Origin of the sequence: Sphingopyxis sp. TUF1, assembly GCF_036687315.1 — a bacterium.
GTDB classification, from domain to species: domain Bacteria; phylum Pseudomonadota; class Alphaproteobacteria; order Sphingomonadales; family Sphingomonadaceae; genus Sphingopyxis; species Sphingopyxis kveilinensis.
The window spans coordinates 1,355,701-1,369,275 of the sequence record NZ_CP144683.1 but is presented as its reverse complement, the minus strand read 5'-3'; the positions used below and the strand labels follow the sequence as shown (position 1 = coordinate 1,369,275).

The 13,575-nt window shown below is 66.9% G+C and carries 17 protein-coding genes; 8 read left to right on the top strand and 9 right to left on the bottom strand.

What is annotated here, in order from left to right; translation table 11 throughout:
• Nucleotides 1-9 precede the first annotated feature (9 nt).
• Nucleotides 10-387, bottom strand: coding sequence for a histidine triad nucleotide-binding protein (locus tag VSX77_RS06545; protein ID WP_338426846.1), 378 nt, complete (start codon nt 385-387; stop codon nt 10-12).
• A gap of 8 nt (nt 388-395) precedes the next feature.
• On the bottom strand, nt 396-728 hold the full coding sequence (locus VSX77_RS06540) for a phosphoribosyl-ATP diphosphatase (protein ID WP_338426845.1): 333 nt from the start codon (nt 726-728) through the stop codon (nt 396-398).
• Nucleotides 729-887: 159 nt separating this feature from the next.
• Between VSX77_RS06540 and VSX77_RS06535 the strand changes: the two genes are divergently transcribed.
• From VSX77_RS06535 to VSX77_RS06510, 6 genes are all read left to right on the top strand, one after another.
• Complete coding sequence (locus VSX77_RS06535; RefSeq protein WP_338426844.1) at nt 888-3,977, top strand: TonB-dependent receptor plug domain-containing protein; 3,090 nt, start codon at nt 888-890, stop codon at nt 3,975-3,977.
• A gap of 466 nt (nt 3,978-4,443) precedes the next feature.
• Entirely contained in the window at nt 4,444-5,148 is a 705-nt protein-coding gene (gene ung, locus VSX77_RS06530) for a uracil-DNA glycosylase (protein ID WP_338426843.1), read from the top strand.
• Nucleotides 5,149-5,158: 10 nt separating this feature from the next.
• On the top strand, nt 5,159-5,917 hold the full coding sequence (locus VSX77_RS06525; RefSeq protein ID WP_338426842.1) for a sulfite exporter TauE/SafE family protein: 759 nt from the start codon (nt 5,159-5,161) through the stop codon (nt 5,915-5,917).
• A complete protein-coding gene (locus VSX77_RS06520) occupies nt 5,914-6,378 on the top strand; it encodes a YaiI/YqxD family protein (protein ID WP_338426841.1) in 465 nt (154 codons plus the stop codon). Before VSX77_RS06525 ends, VSX77_RS06520 begins: the two co-directional genes overlap by 4 nt.
• A gap of 32 nt (nt 6,379-6,410) precedes the next feature.
• Nucleotides 6,411-6,758, top strand: coding sequence for a DUF962 domain-containing protein (locus VSX77_RS06515; RefSeq protein WP_338427229.1), 348 nt, complete (start codon nt 6,411-6,413; stop codon nt 6,756-6,758).
• A 35-nt stretch (nt 6,759-6,793) separates the two neighbouring features.
• On the top strand, nt 6,794-7,207 hold the full coding sequence (locus tag VSX77_RS06510; RefSeq protein WP_338426840.1) for an OsmC family protein: 414 nt from the start codon (nt 6,794-6,796) through the stop codon (nt 7,205-7,207).
• A 9-nt stretch (nt 7,208-7,216) separates the two neighbouring features.
• Here VSX77_RS06510 and VSX77_RS06505 read toward each other — a convergent pair whose 3' ends face one another.
• Together VSX77_RS06505 and VSX77_RS06500 are read right to left on the bottom strand one after the other, a co-directional pair.
• Nucleotides 7,217-7,801, bottom strand: coding sequence for a 2'-5' RNA ligase family protein (locus VSX77_RS06505; RefSeq protein WP_338426839.1), 585 nt, complete (start codon nt 7,799-7,801; stop codon nt 7,217-7,219).
• A gap of 66 nt (nt 7,802-7,867) precedes the next feature.
• A complete protein-coding gene (locus tag VSX77_RS06500) occupies nt 7,868-8,746 on the bottom strand; it encodes a hypothetical protein (RefSeq protein ID WP_338426838.1) in 879 nt (292 codons plus the stop codon).
• Nucleotides 8,747-8,912: 166 nt separating this feature from the next.
• Between VSX77_RS06500 and VSX77_RS06495 the strand changes: the two genes are divergently transcribed.
• On the top strand, nt 8,913-9,794 hold the full coding sequence (locus VSX77_RS06495) for an arylamine N-acetyltransferase family protein (RefSeq protein WP_338426837.1): 882 nt from the start codon (nt 8,913-8,915) through the stop codon (nt 9,792-9,794).
• Between the two features lie 40 nt (nt 9,795-9,834).
• On the opposite strand, the gene VSX77_RS06490 is transcribed toward VSX77_RS06495, so the two are convergent.
• The 4 genes from VSX77_RS06490 to VSX77_RS06475 all read right to left on the bottom strand — a co-directional run bounded on the left by VSX77_RS06490 (nt 9,835) and on the right by VSX77_RS06475 (nt 12,180).
• A complete protein-coding gene (locus VSX77_RS06490; protein ID WP_338426836.1) occupies nt 9,835-10,284 on the bottom strand; it encodes a glycine zipper 2TM domain-containing protein in 450 nt (149 codons plus the stop codon).
• A gap of 141 nt (nt 10,285-10,425) precedes the next feature.
• Nucleotides 10,426-10,875, bottom strand: coding sequence for an NIPSNAP family protein (locus VSX77_RS06485; protein WP_338426835.1), 450 nt, complete (start codon nt 10,873-10,875; stop codon nt 10,426-10,428).
• Between the two features lie 168 nt (nt 10,876-11,043).
• The gene (arr, locus tag VSX77_RS06480) at nt 11,044-11,469 is read right to left on the bottom strand and encodes an NAD(+)--rifampin ADP-ribosyltransferase (protein WP_338426834.1); all 426 of its coding nucleotides are present in this window, start codon (nt 11,467-11,469) and stop codon (nt 11,044-11,046) included.
• 54 nt (nt 11,470-11,523) lie between these two features.
• The gene (locus VSX77_RS06475) at nt 11,524-12,180 is read right to left on the bottom strand and encodes a hypothetical protein (protein WP_338426833.1); all 657 of its coding nucleotides are present in this window, start codon (nt 12,178-12,180) and stop codon (nt 11,524-11,526) included.
• 110 nt (nt 12,181-12,290) lie between these two features.
• Here VSX77_RS06475 and VSX77_RS06470 point away from each other — a divergent pair, with 110 nt between their 5' ends.
• Nucleotides 12,291-12,947: a DUF2726 domain-containing protein gene (locus VSX77_RS06470; protein ID WP_338426832.1), complete on the top strand. Its 657-nt coding sequence runs from the start codon at nt 12,291-12,293 to the stop codon at nt 12,945-12,947.
• A 93-nt stretch (nt 12,948-13,040) separates the two neighbouring features.
• On the opposite strand, the gene VSX77_RS06465 is transcribed toward VSX77_RS06470, so the two are convergent.
• Nucleotides 13,041-13,553, bottom strand: a complete 513-nt coding sequence (locus tag VSX77_RS06465) for a 2'-5' RNA ligase family protein (RefSeq protein WP_338426831.1) — start codon at nt 13,551-13,553, stop codon at nt 13,041-13,043.
• Between the last annotated feature and the right edge of the window lie 22 nt (nt 13,554-13,575).

Sequence of the window (13,575 nt, the reverse complement as noted above, 5' to 3'; positions counted from 1 at the left end):
GCGACGACGCTAGCGCGCGAGCATCGGGCCGAGCGGGCGGCCGGCGAAGATGTGGACGTGGAGGTGCGGCACCTCCTGATGGCTGTCGAGCCCGGCGTTGGCGAGCAGGCGGTAGCCGGGGGCGACAAGGCCCTGATCGCGCGCAACCTTGCCCACCGCGCGGACGAAGCCCGCGATCTCGGCGTCGCTGCCGCGCTCGGAAAAATCGTCCCAGCTGACATAGGCGCCCTTGGGGATGACGAGGATATGCAGCGGCGCCTGCGGGTTGATGTCGTGGAAGGCGAGGGCAAACTCGTCTTCGTAGACGGTCTTGGCCGGCAGCTCGCCGCGCAGGATGCGCGCGAAAATGTTGCTGTCGTCATAGGGGAGGGTAGCGTCGATCGGCATGGGGTCTCCTATGGCTGGCGGCTGGCTTTTTCGGCGTGGCCCGAGGTGCCGTGGCGGCGGTCGAGCTCGGCGGCGATCGCGTCCCAGCTGAGGCCGCGTGTCGCAAGCAGGATCGAGAGGTGGAAGACGAGGTCGCTCGCCTCGCCGATCAGCGCCGGATCGTCTTCGCTGACCGCGGCGATCACCGCCTCGACGGCTTCTTCGCCGAGCTTTTGCGCGATCTTGCCGCGGCCCCTGGCGGCAAGGCTCGCGACATAGGATGCATCGGCCGCGCCCGCGGCGAGCCGGTCGTGGATGACCGCTTCGAGCCGTCCCAGCGTGTCGCCCATTGCCTTGCTCATCGCGCCGATCCTTTCGGCGCCGTGCCTACCGCCGCGGCGCCGCGCGGGCAAGCTCCGCCGAAAAACTTACCGCCGCGTCAACCATATCGAAACGCCTCGGCGCTAGATGTCGGCCGCGCCGGGGGGCGTATCAATATTGTTCGGACAAGGATGATGAACATGGGCACCCGTTCCCAGGTGTTTTCGGCCCAGGCGCTTCTGGCCGCCACGGCCTCGGCGATCGCACTGACGGCCAGCCCCGCGATGGCGCAGGCCGAGGGCGAGGACATCGTCGTCACCGGATCGCGCATCGCGAAGAGCGAATTTACCAGCGCCGATCCGATCCAGATCATCGATCCCGAAGCCGCGAAATTGCAGGGGCAGCTCGACCTCGTCGGCGTGTTGCGCTCGGCGCCCGCGGCGCAGGGGTCGATCCAGGTCACGTCGGCGATTTCGAACCGCTTTATCGCGAACGGCGGCAATGACGTGCAGTCGCTGTCGCTGCGCGGGCTGGGCGCCGAGCGCACGCTCGTGCTGATCAATGGCCGCCGTGCGGGCCCCGCGGGCATTCGCGGTTCGGTCGCGCCCTTCGACCTCAATGTGCTGCCGCTGTCGGTGGTGCGCGAGGCGCAGGTGCTGAAAACCGGCGCGTCGTCGATCTATGGCTCGGATGCCGTTGCCGGTGTGGTCAATATATTGACCCGCGACGACCTGAACGGTTTTGAAGGCGGCGGTTTTTCGTCGATCACCGAACATGGCGGCGGTGAAAGCTATGGCGCCGACGCGAGCTTTGGCAAAAAATTCGACCGCGGCCATGTGTTCGCGACCGTCGATGTGTTCCGCCAGCAGAATCTGACACGCCGCGACCGCGATTTCCTTTTCTGTTCGGAAGAATATCTGAAGCGCGAAGCCGACGGCAGCCGCGCCGACATTATCGATTTCCGCACCGGCCAGCCCGCGTGCAGCAGCACGCTGGGCAATGCGATCGTCTTTGCCGATTTTTCGGGGGTCGATCAGGACGGTTTTCCGACATTCGGCCCCGGACTGATTGCGCCGAACGGCCAGCCGATCTTTGCCGGCCAATATGGCGCCGAGTTTGCGGGCGTCGGCATCCCGATCAATGCCTATAATCCGATCGGCGTGTTCGGTCCCGCCGATTTCTTCGGGGTCAATTTCGACGGGCCGTCGACCGGCGCGCTCAACCAGTTCGAGCCGGTCGAACAGGATTCGGATGTTTTCTCGGGCGTCAGCCGGATCAGCGCCTTTGCCGATGCCGCCTATGAGATCACCGACGGCGTTACTCTCTATGGCGAGGCGCTGTTCAGCAATCGCAAGTCAAAGAACAACGGCTTTCAGGTTCTGACGCTCGAACAATTCACCGGCGCGTCGATGCTGCCCTTTTTCCTTTGCAACCCGGCGGCGAACAATTGCGACCCGTTCGACATGGGCGATCCGTTCAACGCCGAGTTCGGCGGCAACATCATCCTGCGCCCGCGCGTACTGGTGAAGTCCGAAAGCGAGGCCGACGTCGATTATTATCGCGGCGTGCTGGGGCTGCGCGGCGAAATCGGGGCGGGGTGGAAATGGGACGTCCACGGCCAGCACAGCCGGTCGGACGCGAGTTATACGCAGGACGTCATCTATCAGGACGCGATCGCGTCGCAGACTTTGCGCACCCGGTCGTGCGTCGGCACGGTGACGGCGATCCGCGGCGCGGACTGCATCGACATCGACTTCACCGATCCGCGCGTGCTTCGCGGCGACTTCACGGCGGAGGAACGCGCCTTCCTGATGGGGCGTGAGACGGGGCGGACGCTGTTCAAGCAAAGCTCGGCCGAGGCGCTGCTGACCGGCAAGCTGTTCGACCTGCCCGCCGGGCCTGTCGGTGCCGCGTTCGGCGCGACGATCCGCCGCGACGAAATCGACGACACGCCGGGCGACGTGACGCTCGCGGGCAATGTCGCCAACTTCACCACCTCGGGCATCACCGCGGGACGCACCGTGTCGAAGGAGGTTTTCGGCGAGGTCGAACTGCCGCTGCTTGAGGGCGTGCCGATGATCGAGCGGCTGACGCTGTCGGGTGCGGCGCGCTATACGCATGTCGCGGCGACGCGCCGCGACGGCGTGTCCGACCGCTTCAGCGATACGACGTGGAAGGTCGGCGCCGACTGGGCGGTGACCGACTGGCTGCGCCTGCGCGGCACCTGGGGCACCTCGTTCCGCGCGCCCGCGCTGTTCGAACTGTTCCTGGAGGACCAGACGGGTTTCCTCGACCAGCAGATGATCGACCCGTGCATCCAGACCGCGGCGCGGCTCGCGGTGGGGGCGATCAGCCAGCGCGTCTTCGACAATTGCGCCGCCGACGGCATCGCGCCCGACTATGCCGGGGGGATCGGCCCCGCGACGATCGTGTCGGGCGGCGGCATCGGCCGATTGGAGCCCGAAACCTCGACCGCGAAAACCGTGTCGCTGATCCTGACCCCCGATTTGTCGGGGGCGCTGTGGGGCGGGCTGCGCACGCGGCTGGCGGTCGATTATTTCGACATCAAGGTTAGGCAAGAAATCACTCTGCTCGGCGCGGGCAATATCCTGTCGGGCTGTTATGATTCCGAATTCTTCCCCGACGAGCCGCTGTGCGGTCTGTTCACGCGCGCGACCGCCGGGCCCGATAGCGGGAGCGTCGCGAGCGTCACCGACCGTTATGTCAACATCAGCCGCCAGCGGAACCGCGGCGTCGACCTGTCGCTCGCGCTCGATCAGGATCTGGGCAGACTGGGGTCGCTGGCGTTCCGCGCGCAGATGACGTGGCAGGTCGAGGACAAGGTCGCGCTGTTCCCCGGCACGGTGATCGACGACAATGGCACGATCGGCAATCCGAAATGGGTCGGCGACTTCACGCTCGGCTGGACGAAGGACCAATGGACGCTTTTCTATGGCCTCGACGTCACCGGCGCGGCGTCGAACATGGACGAGCTGCTGCGCGCGCAAGGCGGCGATCCGTGCCGCACGTCGAGCTACCGCCCCGGCGGGCGTTTCTGTCCCGATGTGAGCGTGCCCGCGACCTTCTATCACTCGCTGTCGGTCAGCCGCGATGTTGCCGAGCGGTTCCGCATCACGCTGGGCATCGCCAATCTGTTCGACACGCCGCCGCCGCAGGTCTCGACCGGAGTAACCGCGTCGCCGCCGGTGATCGGACAGGCGCCGGCGTTCGGGACGCAATATGACTATCTGGGGCGGCGGATGTTTTTGAGCGTGCGGGGGAGGATTTAAGGGGGGGGTTTTTGGCGGTTTTGGGGTGGGGAGCGGACGTTCCAATTGACCGTCGCCCCCGCGAAGGCGGGGGCCGCAGTCGGCCTTTGCCTACGCCGCTGCGTAAACCGACAGCGGCCCCCGCCTTCGCGGGGGCGACGGCTGCTTCCGGTCGTTGCCAGACATTTGTCATCCCTTGATCCGAGATCCATAGCCGCGCCGTCGTTACGGAACCCGGAGCAAGTCCGGGATGACGATGATGATAATATCCTCCCTGTCGCGTAGCGATGGGGAGGGGGACCGCTCGCGCAGCGAGTGGTGGAGGGGCTCTGCGACGTTGGCGCCATTGCCCCTCCGTCAGCGCTTCGCGCTGCCACCTCCCCATGGCTTCGCCACAGGGAGGATTTATGCCCCTGATCGGCCGCTTGCTGGCATTCGCCTGGAGGCGGGACTGGACAAGCCTGCGCCGCTCTGGTGAAGCGCGGTCATGGCCGAGGTCAAACTGCATCCCGACTGGCTCGCGCGCATCGGCGGCGAGTTTGCGCAGCCTTATATGGCGGCGCTCAAGCAATTTCTGGAAGGCGAGCGCGCGAACGGCAAGACGATTTATCCGCGTCCGCGTGACTGGTTCGCTGCGATGGACGCGACGCCGCCGCAAGATGTTCGCGTCGTGATATTGGGGCAGGACCCCTATCACGGACCGGGGCAGGCGCATGGGCTTTGCTTCTCGGTGCAGCCGGGCGTGCGGGTGCCGCCGAGCCTCGTCAATATCTATAAGGAATTGCGCAGCGACCTGGGCATCGCCCCCGCGCCGCACGGCCATCTGGCGCATTGGGCGCGGCAGGGCGTGCTGCTGCTCAACAATTGCCTGACGGTCGAGGCGGGGCAGGCGGCGTCGCATCAGGGCAAGGGGTGGGAGAAGTTCACCGACGCCGCGGTCGCCGCGGTCGCCGCCGATCCGGCGCCCAAGGTGTTCATCCTGTGGGGCAGCCATGCGCAGAAGAAGGCGGCGAATGTGCCGGGGCTGGGGGCGGGCAGCCCGCACCTGATCCTGCGCGCGCCGCATCCCTCGCCGCTGTCGGCACATAACGGCTTTTTCGGGTCGCGGCCGTTCAGCCAGGCCAATGCCTTTCTCGAGGCGCAGGGGCGCGGCGCGATCGACTGGCGGTTGCCCGACGATCCCGGCGCATGAACGGGGCGCGATGAGCCTGCTCGCCGATCCGGTGACGCTGGCGGTGCTGGTCGCCGCGGTGATCCTGCTCGGCATGGCGAAGGGCGGGCTGGCGGGGGTCGGCGCGCTCGCGACGCCGCTTGCCGCGCTGGTACTGCCGCCCGCGACCGCGGCCGCGTTGCTGCTGCCAATCCTGATCGTGCAGGATGTCATCAGCGTCTGGTCGTTCCGCAAGACGTGGGACGGGTGGATCATCGGCTGGATGCTGCCGGGTGCGGCGGTGGGGATTGTCGCGGGCTATGTGTATGCCGAGCGCGTGGACGAGGCGCAGCTGATGGCGGCGCTGGGCGCGATCACGCTTGCTTTCGGCCTCTATCGCCTGTGGGTCGAGCGCGGCGGGCGGATCGTTGCCGCATCGCGCTCGCCGGGGTGGGTCGGAACGATTTTTGGCGCCATCATGGGGCTGACGAGCCAGATCGCCCACGCAGGCGGGCCGCCGTTCCAGATGTGGGTGACGCCGCGCAAGCTGCCGCACCTGACCTTCATCGGGACGAGCGCGATCCTGTTCGCCATCGTCAACTGGATGAAGGTGCCCGCCTATCTGGCGCTCGGCGCCTTTCCGCACGAGGTGGTCGTCGCGGCGCTGCTGCTGATGCCGCTTGCGATCGTCTCGACGCTGCTCACCGTGCGCTGGATGAAGGCGATGCAGCCCGAGCGGTTCTATGTGCTCATCTATCTGCTGATGGTGCTGCTCGGCGCGAAGCTGCTGTGGGACGGGATGGGCGGATGAGCGTGCCCGTCATCCTCGTCGATGCCGACGCCTGCCCGGTGAAGGAGGAAATCTATCGCGTCGCGTGGCGGCACGAAGCTGAGGTGAAGGTCGTCAGCAACAGCCGGCTGCGCGTGCCCGAGCACCCGCTGATCGAGCGGGTGGTCGTGTCGGACGGCTTCGACGCCGCCGACGACTGGATCGCCGAGGCGGCAAATGCGCGTAGCGTCGTCGTCACGGCCGACATATTGCTCGCCGACCGCGCGCTGAAGGCCGGGGCAAGCGTGCTGGCGCACAATGGCAAGCCCTTCACGCCGGCGTCGATCGGCCCGGCGATCGCGACACGCGCGATCATGGCCGATCTGCGCGCCGGGATGGGTGCGGGACTGGGCGGGCCGCCGCCCTTTTCGAAAGCCGATCGCTCGCAATTTTTGCAGGCGCTGGACGCGGCGCTGGTGCGGATCAAGCGGCAGACGGCTTGACCGCGCGGCGCGGGCGCGACATGTTTGGCGCCATGGCGCGGCGCTATACGAGCTTTGCCGATTTCTGGCCCTTTTACCTGCGCGAGCACAGCAAGGCATCGACGCGCGCGCTCCATTATGCCGGGACCAGCCTGGTCGTGGCGATCGCCGTCGGTGCGGTGCTGAGCGGGCGGTGGGGGTGGCTGATTGCGCTGCCGCTCGCGGGTTATGCCTTTGCGTGGGTCGCGCATTTCGCGGTCGAAAAGAACCGGCCCGCGACCTTCACCTATCCGCTGTGGAGCCTTGCCGCCGATTTCCGGATGTGGGCGTTGTGGCTGACCGGGCGGCTGGGCGGCGAGCTCGACCGCGCGGGGGTGGCGCGGCAAAATCGATCAGAGTGAGCTAAAGGCGTCGGCGCTAACCAAGGAGACATGCCATGACCGTCAACCGCGCATCCGCCCGTTACGAAGGCTTCGGCAAAGAGGGCAAGGGATCGATCACGACCAAATCGGGTGTGCTCGACGAGCAGCCCTATGGCTTTGGAACGCGCTTCGAAGGGCTGCCCGGGACGAACCCCGAGGAGCTGATCGCCGCGGCGCATGCGGCTTGCTTTACCATGGCGCTGTCCTTCGGCCTCGCGCGCGCGGGCTATTCGGGCGACACGCTGGAGACGAGCGCGGCGGTGACGCTCGAGCAGCAGGACGGCGGCTTTACGATCACCAAGTCGGCGCTGGTGCTGACGGGCAACGTCCCCGGCATCTCGCCCGACGAATTCGCGGCGCTCGCCGCCGAGGCGGAGAAGAATTGCCCGGTGTCGAAGCTGCTCAACTGCGAGATCGCTCGAGCATAATTTGCAGGTTTAAGCGGCGCGGCGCAGCGGTGGGGGCAGGGCATCGTCCATGAAATCGAACGCGGCCTGCGCCGGCGGTTCGAGCATCCAGCGTTGCAGCACGCGGTGGCGGCTGTGGCCGACATGGCTTTCGATCAGCACCAGCTCGCGCGGCGTCCAGTTCCATGTGACGGCGACAGGCTCGAACGGGTGCTCGCCATAACCGAGCGTGATGTGTGGGCGCAGTCCCGATTCGCGGTAGAGCGGCGCAATCCCATGCGGGGCGAGCCTTGCAACGAGTTCCGCGTAAAGCGCGCGGATGCCCGCGATGCTGCCCGTGGTCACCAGTTCGGCGCCGACGCCGCGGCCGACAATGCGGCCGAAGCCGATCGTCGTTGCCGCCGGTAGCCCTGCTTCCAGCGCCGCCGCGACCCTTTGCCGCAGAAAGGGATGCGCGGCGCGCGTTTCGTCGATCGTGCAGAGCGTGAGGTGGTAATTTTGCGGCTTCAGCCCGGCGAACAGGTCGCCCGCCACGGGCGGCAAGCGGCGCGCCAGCCAGCCCGCGCGGTCGGCGGGCACCTGAAAGCCCAGAAAATAGCGGAACATCGGATCCATGATAGCTCCTCCGAATCGGATCAATGTTCTCATTATGTTCCGATTTAGGGGAAGAGTCGAATCGGGTCAGTCGTCGGTCGTTTCCTCGGACGCTTTGGCTACCTGCTGGCTTACGATATGCGCTATCGCCTTGCGCTGCGCGCGCTCGTCGAACGCCGGATCGATCCGGTAGAGCGCGGTCAGGAAGCCAAGATCCCAGTGGGTCACGCTCGGCGGTGCGGCGGCCGGGCCGCCGGCATCGAAAAGCGACAGGATGGTCGGAGCCGACTGGCCGCTCGCCGATGCGGCATCGGTTCTGGCGAGGGTCCGCATGGCGGCATAATCGGCGAGCTGCATCAAAGTCATGTCTTTGAGAGCCGACGCTTCGACGAGTAGGAAAGCGCCGTAGAATTCGAACTGGATCGTGGTGCCGATGCGGGTCGGAACGACCTGATTATGGACCGTATAATCGATCACCCCTTCCTGCGTTCGGCCCACCGGACGCCGGTCGGCGCCTTTCAGCGCGACAATCTGCCATGCCGCGACAGGCTCGATCCCGTTTTGGAGCGCGTCGATCTCGGCTTTCGTCAGACCCTCGAAAAAGTCGGGCCGGTTTTTTTGCCAGTGGGCAATCGCCTTTTCCCGGTCATCGACGATCAGGATCACGAGATTGGTGCGGCAGCCGCGTTTGGCGGTGCGCGCACCCGCAGCCTCTGCCACCCGGCGCAGGCGGCGTTCGACCGTTGCGGCGTCGGCTTCGGTCAGGCCGATACTCGTCGGACAGAGTGGATCTTCGAACCGGGCAATTTGCCTTTTGGCTGAAGCCCGCGCGATAGCATCGACAAAGCTCTTGCTCCGCTGTTCGCGGGTACGTTCGCCAGTGACGATTATGTCGGTTTTTTCTTCAGCAGTCGTTGCCGGTTGAGCCGCCAAGAGCGCCGCGATGAGTAGTGATACCGCCATCATTCACTCCACCCTTTGCTTTCCTTTTAACATTGGGCGCTGATGTTGCCAAGCCATTGGCCTAAGGTCGAAAACCATCCGAGGACCAATGTCGGTCGCTTTTTATTTGACCTCAACCGCCGTTGAGCTTTCATAAACCGGGGCATCGATTCGCAATGGAGCCCCCGACATGCTGCACCAACCCCCCGCCGCCGCCGTGTCCGATTCCGGCCAAACCGAGAATGAAGCGGCGCCCGCCACCTTCCTGCCGCGCTATCTTGCGCGGATCGGCTATCGCGGTGCGCTCGCGCCGACGCTCGATGTGCTCGCGGGCTTGCAGGCGGCGCATATCGCGGCGATTCCATTCGAGGCGATCGATGCGCTGACCGGCGCCGGGATCGACATCGGCGCGGCGGCGGTCGAGGCCAAGCTGATCGGCCAGCGGCGCGGCGGTTATTGTTTCGAGCAGAACGGCCTGTTCCTGCGCGCGCTGCGTGCGATCGGTTTCGATGCCGAGGGGCTGATCGGCCGGGTGCGCTGGATGCTGCCCGACGATGCGCCACCGACGCCGCGCTCGCATATGGTGGTGCGCGTCAGGATCGACGGCCGCGCCTGGCTGACCGACGTCGGCTTTGGCGCCGCGGTGCCGCCGCAGCCGCTGGCGATGGACGACGAGGCGCCGCAGCCGACGCGCCACGAAAGCTATCGCATCGTCCGGCACGGCGCCGAATGGCAGGTCGCGGCGCTGATCGAAAGCGAATGGCGGACGCTCTACCGCATCGAGGACGCGCCGCCGCCGGCGATCGATTATGAGGTCGGCAACTGGTACACGTCGGCGCATCCCGATTCGCATTTCCGCCACCAGCTGATCGCTGCGCGCACGACCGCCGAGGCGCGCTACGGCCTGCGCGACAACCGGCTGACGACGCGGCTCGCCGACGGGCGCATCGACCGGCGATACCTGACGGCGGACGAGATCGAGCGCGTGCTGGCGGAGATTTTCCTTCTGCCCGTCGCGCGCCACTGGCGCCCGGCGATCGAGCGCGCCGCGACCGCGGAGATCGCCGGATAGGGCACGGCCCACCAGCCTCTCCGCGGCGCTAAATGCCCTTTTAGCGGCAGCGCACGTCGTCGTTGCCGCTGCGTTCGATCGCGCGTCCGGCGACCGCGCCGCCGACCGCGCCGAGCACGGTGCCGAGCGTTTTCGAATCGCCCGGCGCGATGACGTTGCCCGCAATGCCGCCGACGACGCCGCCGACGATCAGCCCGGTCGATCCGTCGTTGCGGCGGCAATAATATTGGCCGTCGCGGCCGCGATAGATGCGGTCATTGTTCGACAGGCGGCGTTCGCGATAGCGGCGATCCTCGCGATAATATTGATCGGCATAATAGCCGCCGTAGCGCGGATCGGGGCGATCATAATCATACCGGCCATATTGGTCGTAATAATTGCGGTCGTAATAGCCATAGCCGCCATCGTCATAGCCATAACCGCCCGTCGAGGCGCAGGCGCCGAGCATCGCGGTCGCGGCGGCAAGGGGCAGGGTCATCAACTTGTTCATCGGCATCACTCCATAAGGTCGCGTGCCGGGCCAGGTGGGCAAGGCAGGCTTTATTGCCCCTCTGCCGGAATAGACCCCCGAGAGAGCGCAAGGGTTCCGCCGTCCCTTCTATGGTCCGCCGCGCCGACGCGCCTCACCGCTTCAGCTCCCCGCCGCCGCGCGGTCGGGCGACCAGGGCAGGGGGTCGAGCGTGCGTTCCGAAATGGAATCGACGAAGCGGCCGTGGCGCGCGCCGGTTTCGCGCTTGATCGCCGTCCACTCGGCGTCGGCCATGAAGGCGGCCCAGGCGGCCTTCATCGTCGCGGCGTCGGGCCAGTCGAGCAGATAGACGAACTCGACCTTGCCCTCATGCTCGCTCCGCCAGATCGAGCGGACGGCAAAGCCATGGCGCGCCATGATGCGCAGCGTATGATCGCGAAAACGGTCGTGGAACACGCCTTCGTTGGCGCGCGGGATTTCATAGATGCGCAGTTGCTGGAGGGGTGCGGGCTGGGTGGTCGGCGCGGTCTCCGCGGCGGCGGCGGTAGCGGCGGCCGTGGGCGCGAGCGCGACCAGCGCGGCGAGGGTGAGGGTGCGGATGGGGGATGGCATGGGGGTTCTCCTTCGTGGGTTTAACGCGATCCTCCCTGTGGCGAAGCCATGGGGAGGTGGCAGCGCGAAGCGCTGACGGAGGGGCCTTGGCGCTACCGTCGCTGCCCCTCCACCACCGCCTGCGGCGGCGGTCCCCCTCCCCATCGCTTCGCGACAGGGAGGATTGGTTTAGTCGATGATGACGTCCCTTCCCTCCGCCTTCAACTTCGCAAGTGCGTCCTTCGTCGCCTGCAGCACCTCGGGCGGGTGCGAGGTCCAGCTTTCGACTTCGCCGACGATGCGCAGCGGCGATCGGCTGCGATAGCTGCGCGTCGGGTTGCCGGGGAATTTCTTGTCGGTGAGGTTGGGGTCGTCGAACCAGTCGCCGGTGGGCTCGACGATATAGATGCGTTCGCGCCCGTCACCCGCGGCGAGTTCGCAGCCCCAGATCGCCGACTCGAGCGCGGCGGAGAAATAGATCCACGACAGCGGCTTTTCGGTGTCGTAATTGCTGGTCCAGCCCGCGGCGAGCAGGTCGCCGACGGCGAGGTCGGCGCGCGTGCCGTGATAAAAGGTTGCGCCCGCATCGGGGCCGGTGGGGGCGGTGTCAGTCATTTCCGTCTTGCTGTGCCTTAACTTGTCAAACTTGTCACCCCCGAACCCATGAAATCAGTCACTTGGCCGCGCGCCGTCGCCATCGCCATCGCCATCGCCGTCATCGGCAGTCGGGCCGGGCAGGCGCAGCGGGGCGGGGGTCGGCGGGTCGTCGGCGGGCGCGCCGATCCGTGCGAGCGCATCGGCCAGCCGGGCTTCGGCGGGGTCGCCATGGGCGGGCGCGGCGCTGCGGCCCGCGTCGCCCGCACCTGCGGCGCAAAAGCGATGGGGGTCGTGCGCGCGCATCAGGAACATCGCGAGCCGTTCGGGATATTCGCGCCGCTCGCCCACCTGTTCGCCCTTGTAGAATATGGGGACGGGCACGCCGTGGACCGCGCGCGCCAGCGCGGCATCGACCAGCCGCCGCATCCCGCAATCGATCGCGGTATCCCACGCATGGCGGAACACATGGGCATCGGGGCGGCGGCGGAGGTTATAGGCCGATGTCGCCGACAGCCCGACGCTCGCCGCCGCCTCGGTCACGCAGGCCGATGCGGCGAGCGCCTCGATGAATTTGCGCTGGCGGTCGGGGGTCCAGCCGCTGCTGCGCTGGCGCTGAAGCTGCGCGGGGGTGAAGGAGGACAGCGCGGCGGTCAGGCTTTGCGGCGCCGGGCCTTGCAATGCCGGACCACGCGGCCGCGCGGGGCGAGCATGGGGTTTGGGCTGGGTCATCGAACAGGATGAAGCATGGCGATGCGATGTAGGAAAGGGGTTTTTGCGGGGGTGGACGGTGGGGGGAGGGCTTACCCCTTGGTAACCAGCGTCACGCTATGCCGCGCGCCATGCCGAGTGAGATCGTGGCCCTGATCGACAAACCGCTGTTGCTGGCGCTCGTCCTTGCGGTCGGCGCGGTGATCGGCATGGGCGTCGAGCGGATCGTCGAGGGGTGGAAACGCGCCGAGCGACGCGAGCGGTGGCAAAGGCGCGGCGGAAAGCGCGCGTGGGACGGCAAGGCGAAGGCGGTGCAGCCATCGAAACCGCTCGACCCGATCGCGACCGCCGCCGAGCAGCTTCGTGTCGTGATGGCAGCGCCGTTTACCGCGCGGCCCTTGCTCAACGCGGGCGAGCGGCGCTTGCTCTCGGTGCTCGACAAGGCACTGGCCGACGAAAGCCCCGGCTGGCGCGCGATGGGACAAGTGTCGCTGGGCGAGATTTTGGCGAGCCCGGACGAGGCGGCCTTCTTTGCAGTCAATTCGAAGCGCGTCGATTTGCTGATCGTCGACGCCGATTGCCGCCCGCTCCACGCGGTCGAGATGCAGGGCAAGGGTCATCATTTGAGCGACAATAGCGCCGCGCGCGATGCGGTGAAACGCGAGGCGCTGCGCCGTGCGGGCATCGGCTATGTCGAGGTGGTCAGCGGCGACACGCCCGCCGAGGTGCGGGCGATGGTGCGCAAGCTGGTGGGGCGACCCCATTCCTCATCGTCACCCCGGACTTGATCCGGGGTCCCGCTCAGCGACGGTGAAAAGCTGGACCCCGGATCAAATCCGGGGTGACGAAAGAAGGAAGAGCCCTTCCGCGTCCGCCATCGATCAGCCTGCAACCCCGCGCAGCGGCCAGCGGCCGTGCTCGACATGGGTGGTCTTGCCGACGATGCTTTCGGTCAGGATGATTTCATCGACCGTCCAGCCGATCGGCGGGATTTTCTGGGAACCCAGCCGGTCGCCGCGATAGTTGATCGTGATGTGCGGTTCGGGGGTGGTGCCGTCCATGATCGGCGCTTTCTCGCGCAGCAGGTGGTTCACCAGCGCCTTCTGGAACGCCCGCGCCTCGGCCAGCGGATCGCGCGTGCGCAGCGTCACCGCCTTGCGGTTCTCGATCCGGTCGAAGCGGAGCGGAAAGGGCGCCGCGGCGAAGCTGTCCAGCGCGGCGATGGTCGCGGGCAGCCACTCGGGCGGCGCATAGTGCAGGTCGTAGAGCGAGATGAGCGTGACGTGGAGAAGGTCCGGGCCGCGCCCGGGATCGTTGCGCGGCAGCGCGACGATCGCCGCCTGTACCTCCGGCGGCGGCTTGGCCATGACGTAGAGGGGGTTCCGGGCGCGCATGGGTGGGAGTGTAGCGTCGTGT

Excerpts from the sequence above, each read along its gene's own strand:
- VSX77_RS06525 (WP_338426842.1), top strand. The coding sequence starts at position 5,159 with ATGAGCCTGCTCGCCGATCCGGTGACGCTGGCGGTGCTGGTCGCCGCG.
- VSX77_RS06485 (WP_338426835.1), bottom strand. The coding sequence starts at position 10,875 with ATGCCATCCCCCATCCGCACCCTCACCCTCGCCGCGCTGGTCGCGCTC.
- VSX77_RS06465 (WP_338426831.1), bottom strand. The coding sequence starts at position 13,553 with ATGCGCGCCCGGAACCCCCTCTACGTCATGGCCAAGCCGCCGCCGGAG.
- VSX77_RS06500 (WP_338426838.1), bottom strand. The coding sequence starts at position 8,746 with ATGATGGCGGTATCACTACTCATCGCGGCGCTCTTGGCGGCTCAACCG.
- VSX77_RS06520 (WP_338426841.1), top strand. The coding sequence starts at position 5,914 with ATGAGCGTGCCCGTCATCCTCGTCGATGCCGACGCCTGCCCGGTGAAG.
- ung (WP_338426843.1), top strand. The coding sequence starts at position 4,444 with ATGGCCGAGGTCAAACTGCATCCCGACTGGCTCGCGCGCATCGGCGGC.
- VSX77_RS06495 (WP_338426837.1), top strand. The coding sequence starts at position 8,913 with ATGCTGCACCAACCCCCCGCCGCCGCCGTGTCCGATTCCGGCCAAACC.
- VSX77_RS06515 (WP_338427229.1), top strand. The coding sequence starts at position 6,411 with ATGGCGCGGCGCTATACGAGCTTTGCCGATTTCTGGCCCTTTTACCTG.
- VSX77_RS06510 (WP_338426840.1), top strand. The coding sequence starts at position 6,794 with ATGACCGTCAACCGCGCATCCGCCCGTTACGAAGGCTTCGGCAAAGAG.
- VSX77_RS06545 (WP_338426846.1), bottom strand. The coding sequence starts at position 387 with ATGCCGATCGACGCTACCCTCCCCTATGACGACAGCAACATTTTCGCG.
- VSX77_RS06505 (WP_338426839.1), bottom strand. The coding sequence starts at position 7,801 with ATGGATCCGATGTTCCGCTATTTTCTGGGCTTTCAGGTGCCCGCCGAC.
- VSX77_RS06470 (WP_338426832.1), top strand. The coding sequence starts at position 12,291 with ATGCCGAGTGAGATCGTGGCCCTGATCGACAAACCGCTGTTGCTGGCG.
- VSX77_RS06475 (WP_338426833.1), bottom strand. The coding sequence starts at position 12,180 with ATGACCCAGCCCAAACCCCATGCTCGCCCCGCGCGGCCGCGTGGTCCG.
- arr (WP_338426834.1), bottom strand. The coding sequence starts at position 11,469 with ATGACTGACACCGCCCCCACCGGCCCCGATGCGGGCGCAACCTTTTAT.
- VSX77_RS06540 (WP_338426845.1), bottom strand. The coding sequence starts at position 728 with ATGAGCAAGGCAATGGGCGACACGCTGGGACGGCTCGAAGCGGTCATC.
- VSX77_RS06535 (WP_338426844.1), top strand. The coding sequence starts at position 888 with ATGGGCACCCGTTCCCAGGTGTTTTCGGCCCAGGCGCTTCTGGCCGCC.
- VSX77_RS06490 (WP_338426836.1), bottom strand. The coding sequence starts at position 10,284 with ATGAACAAGTTGATGACCCTGCCCCTTGCCGCCGCGACCGCGATGCTC.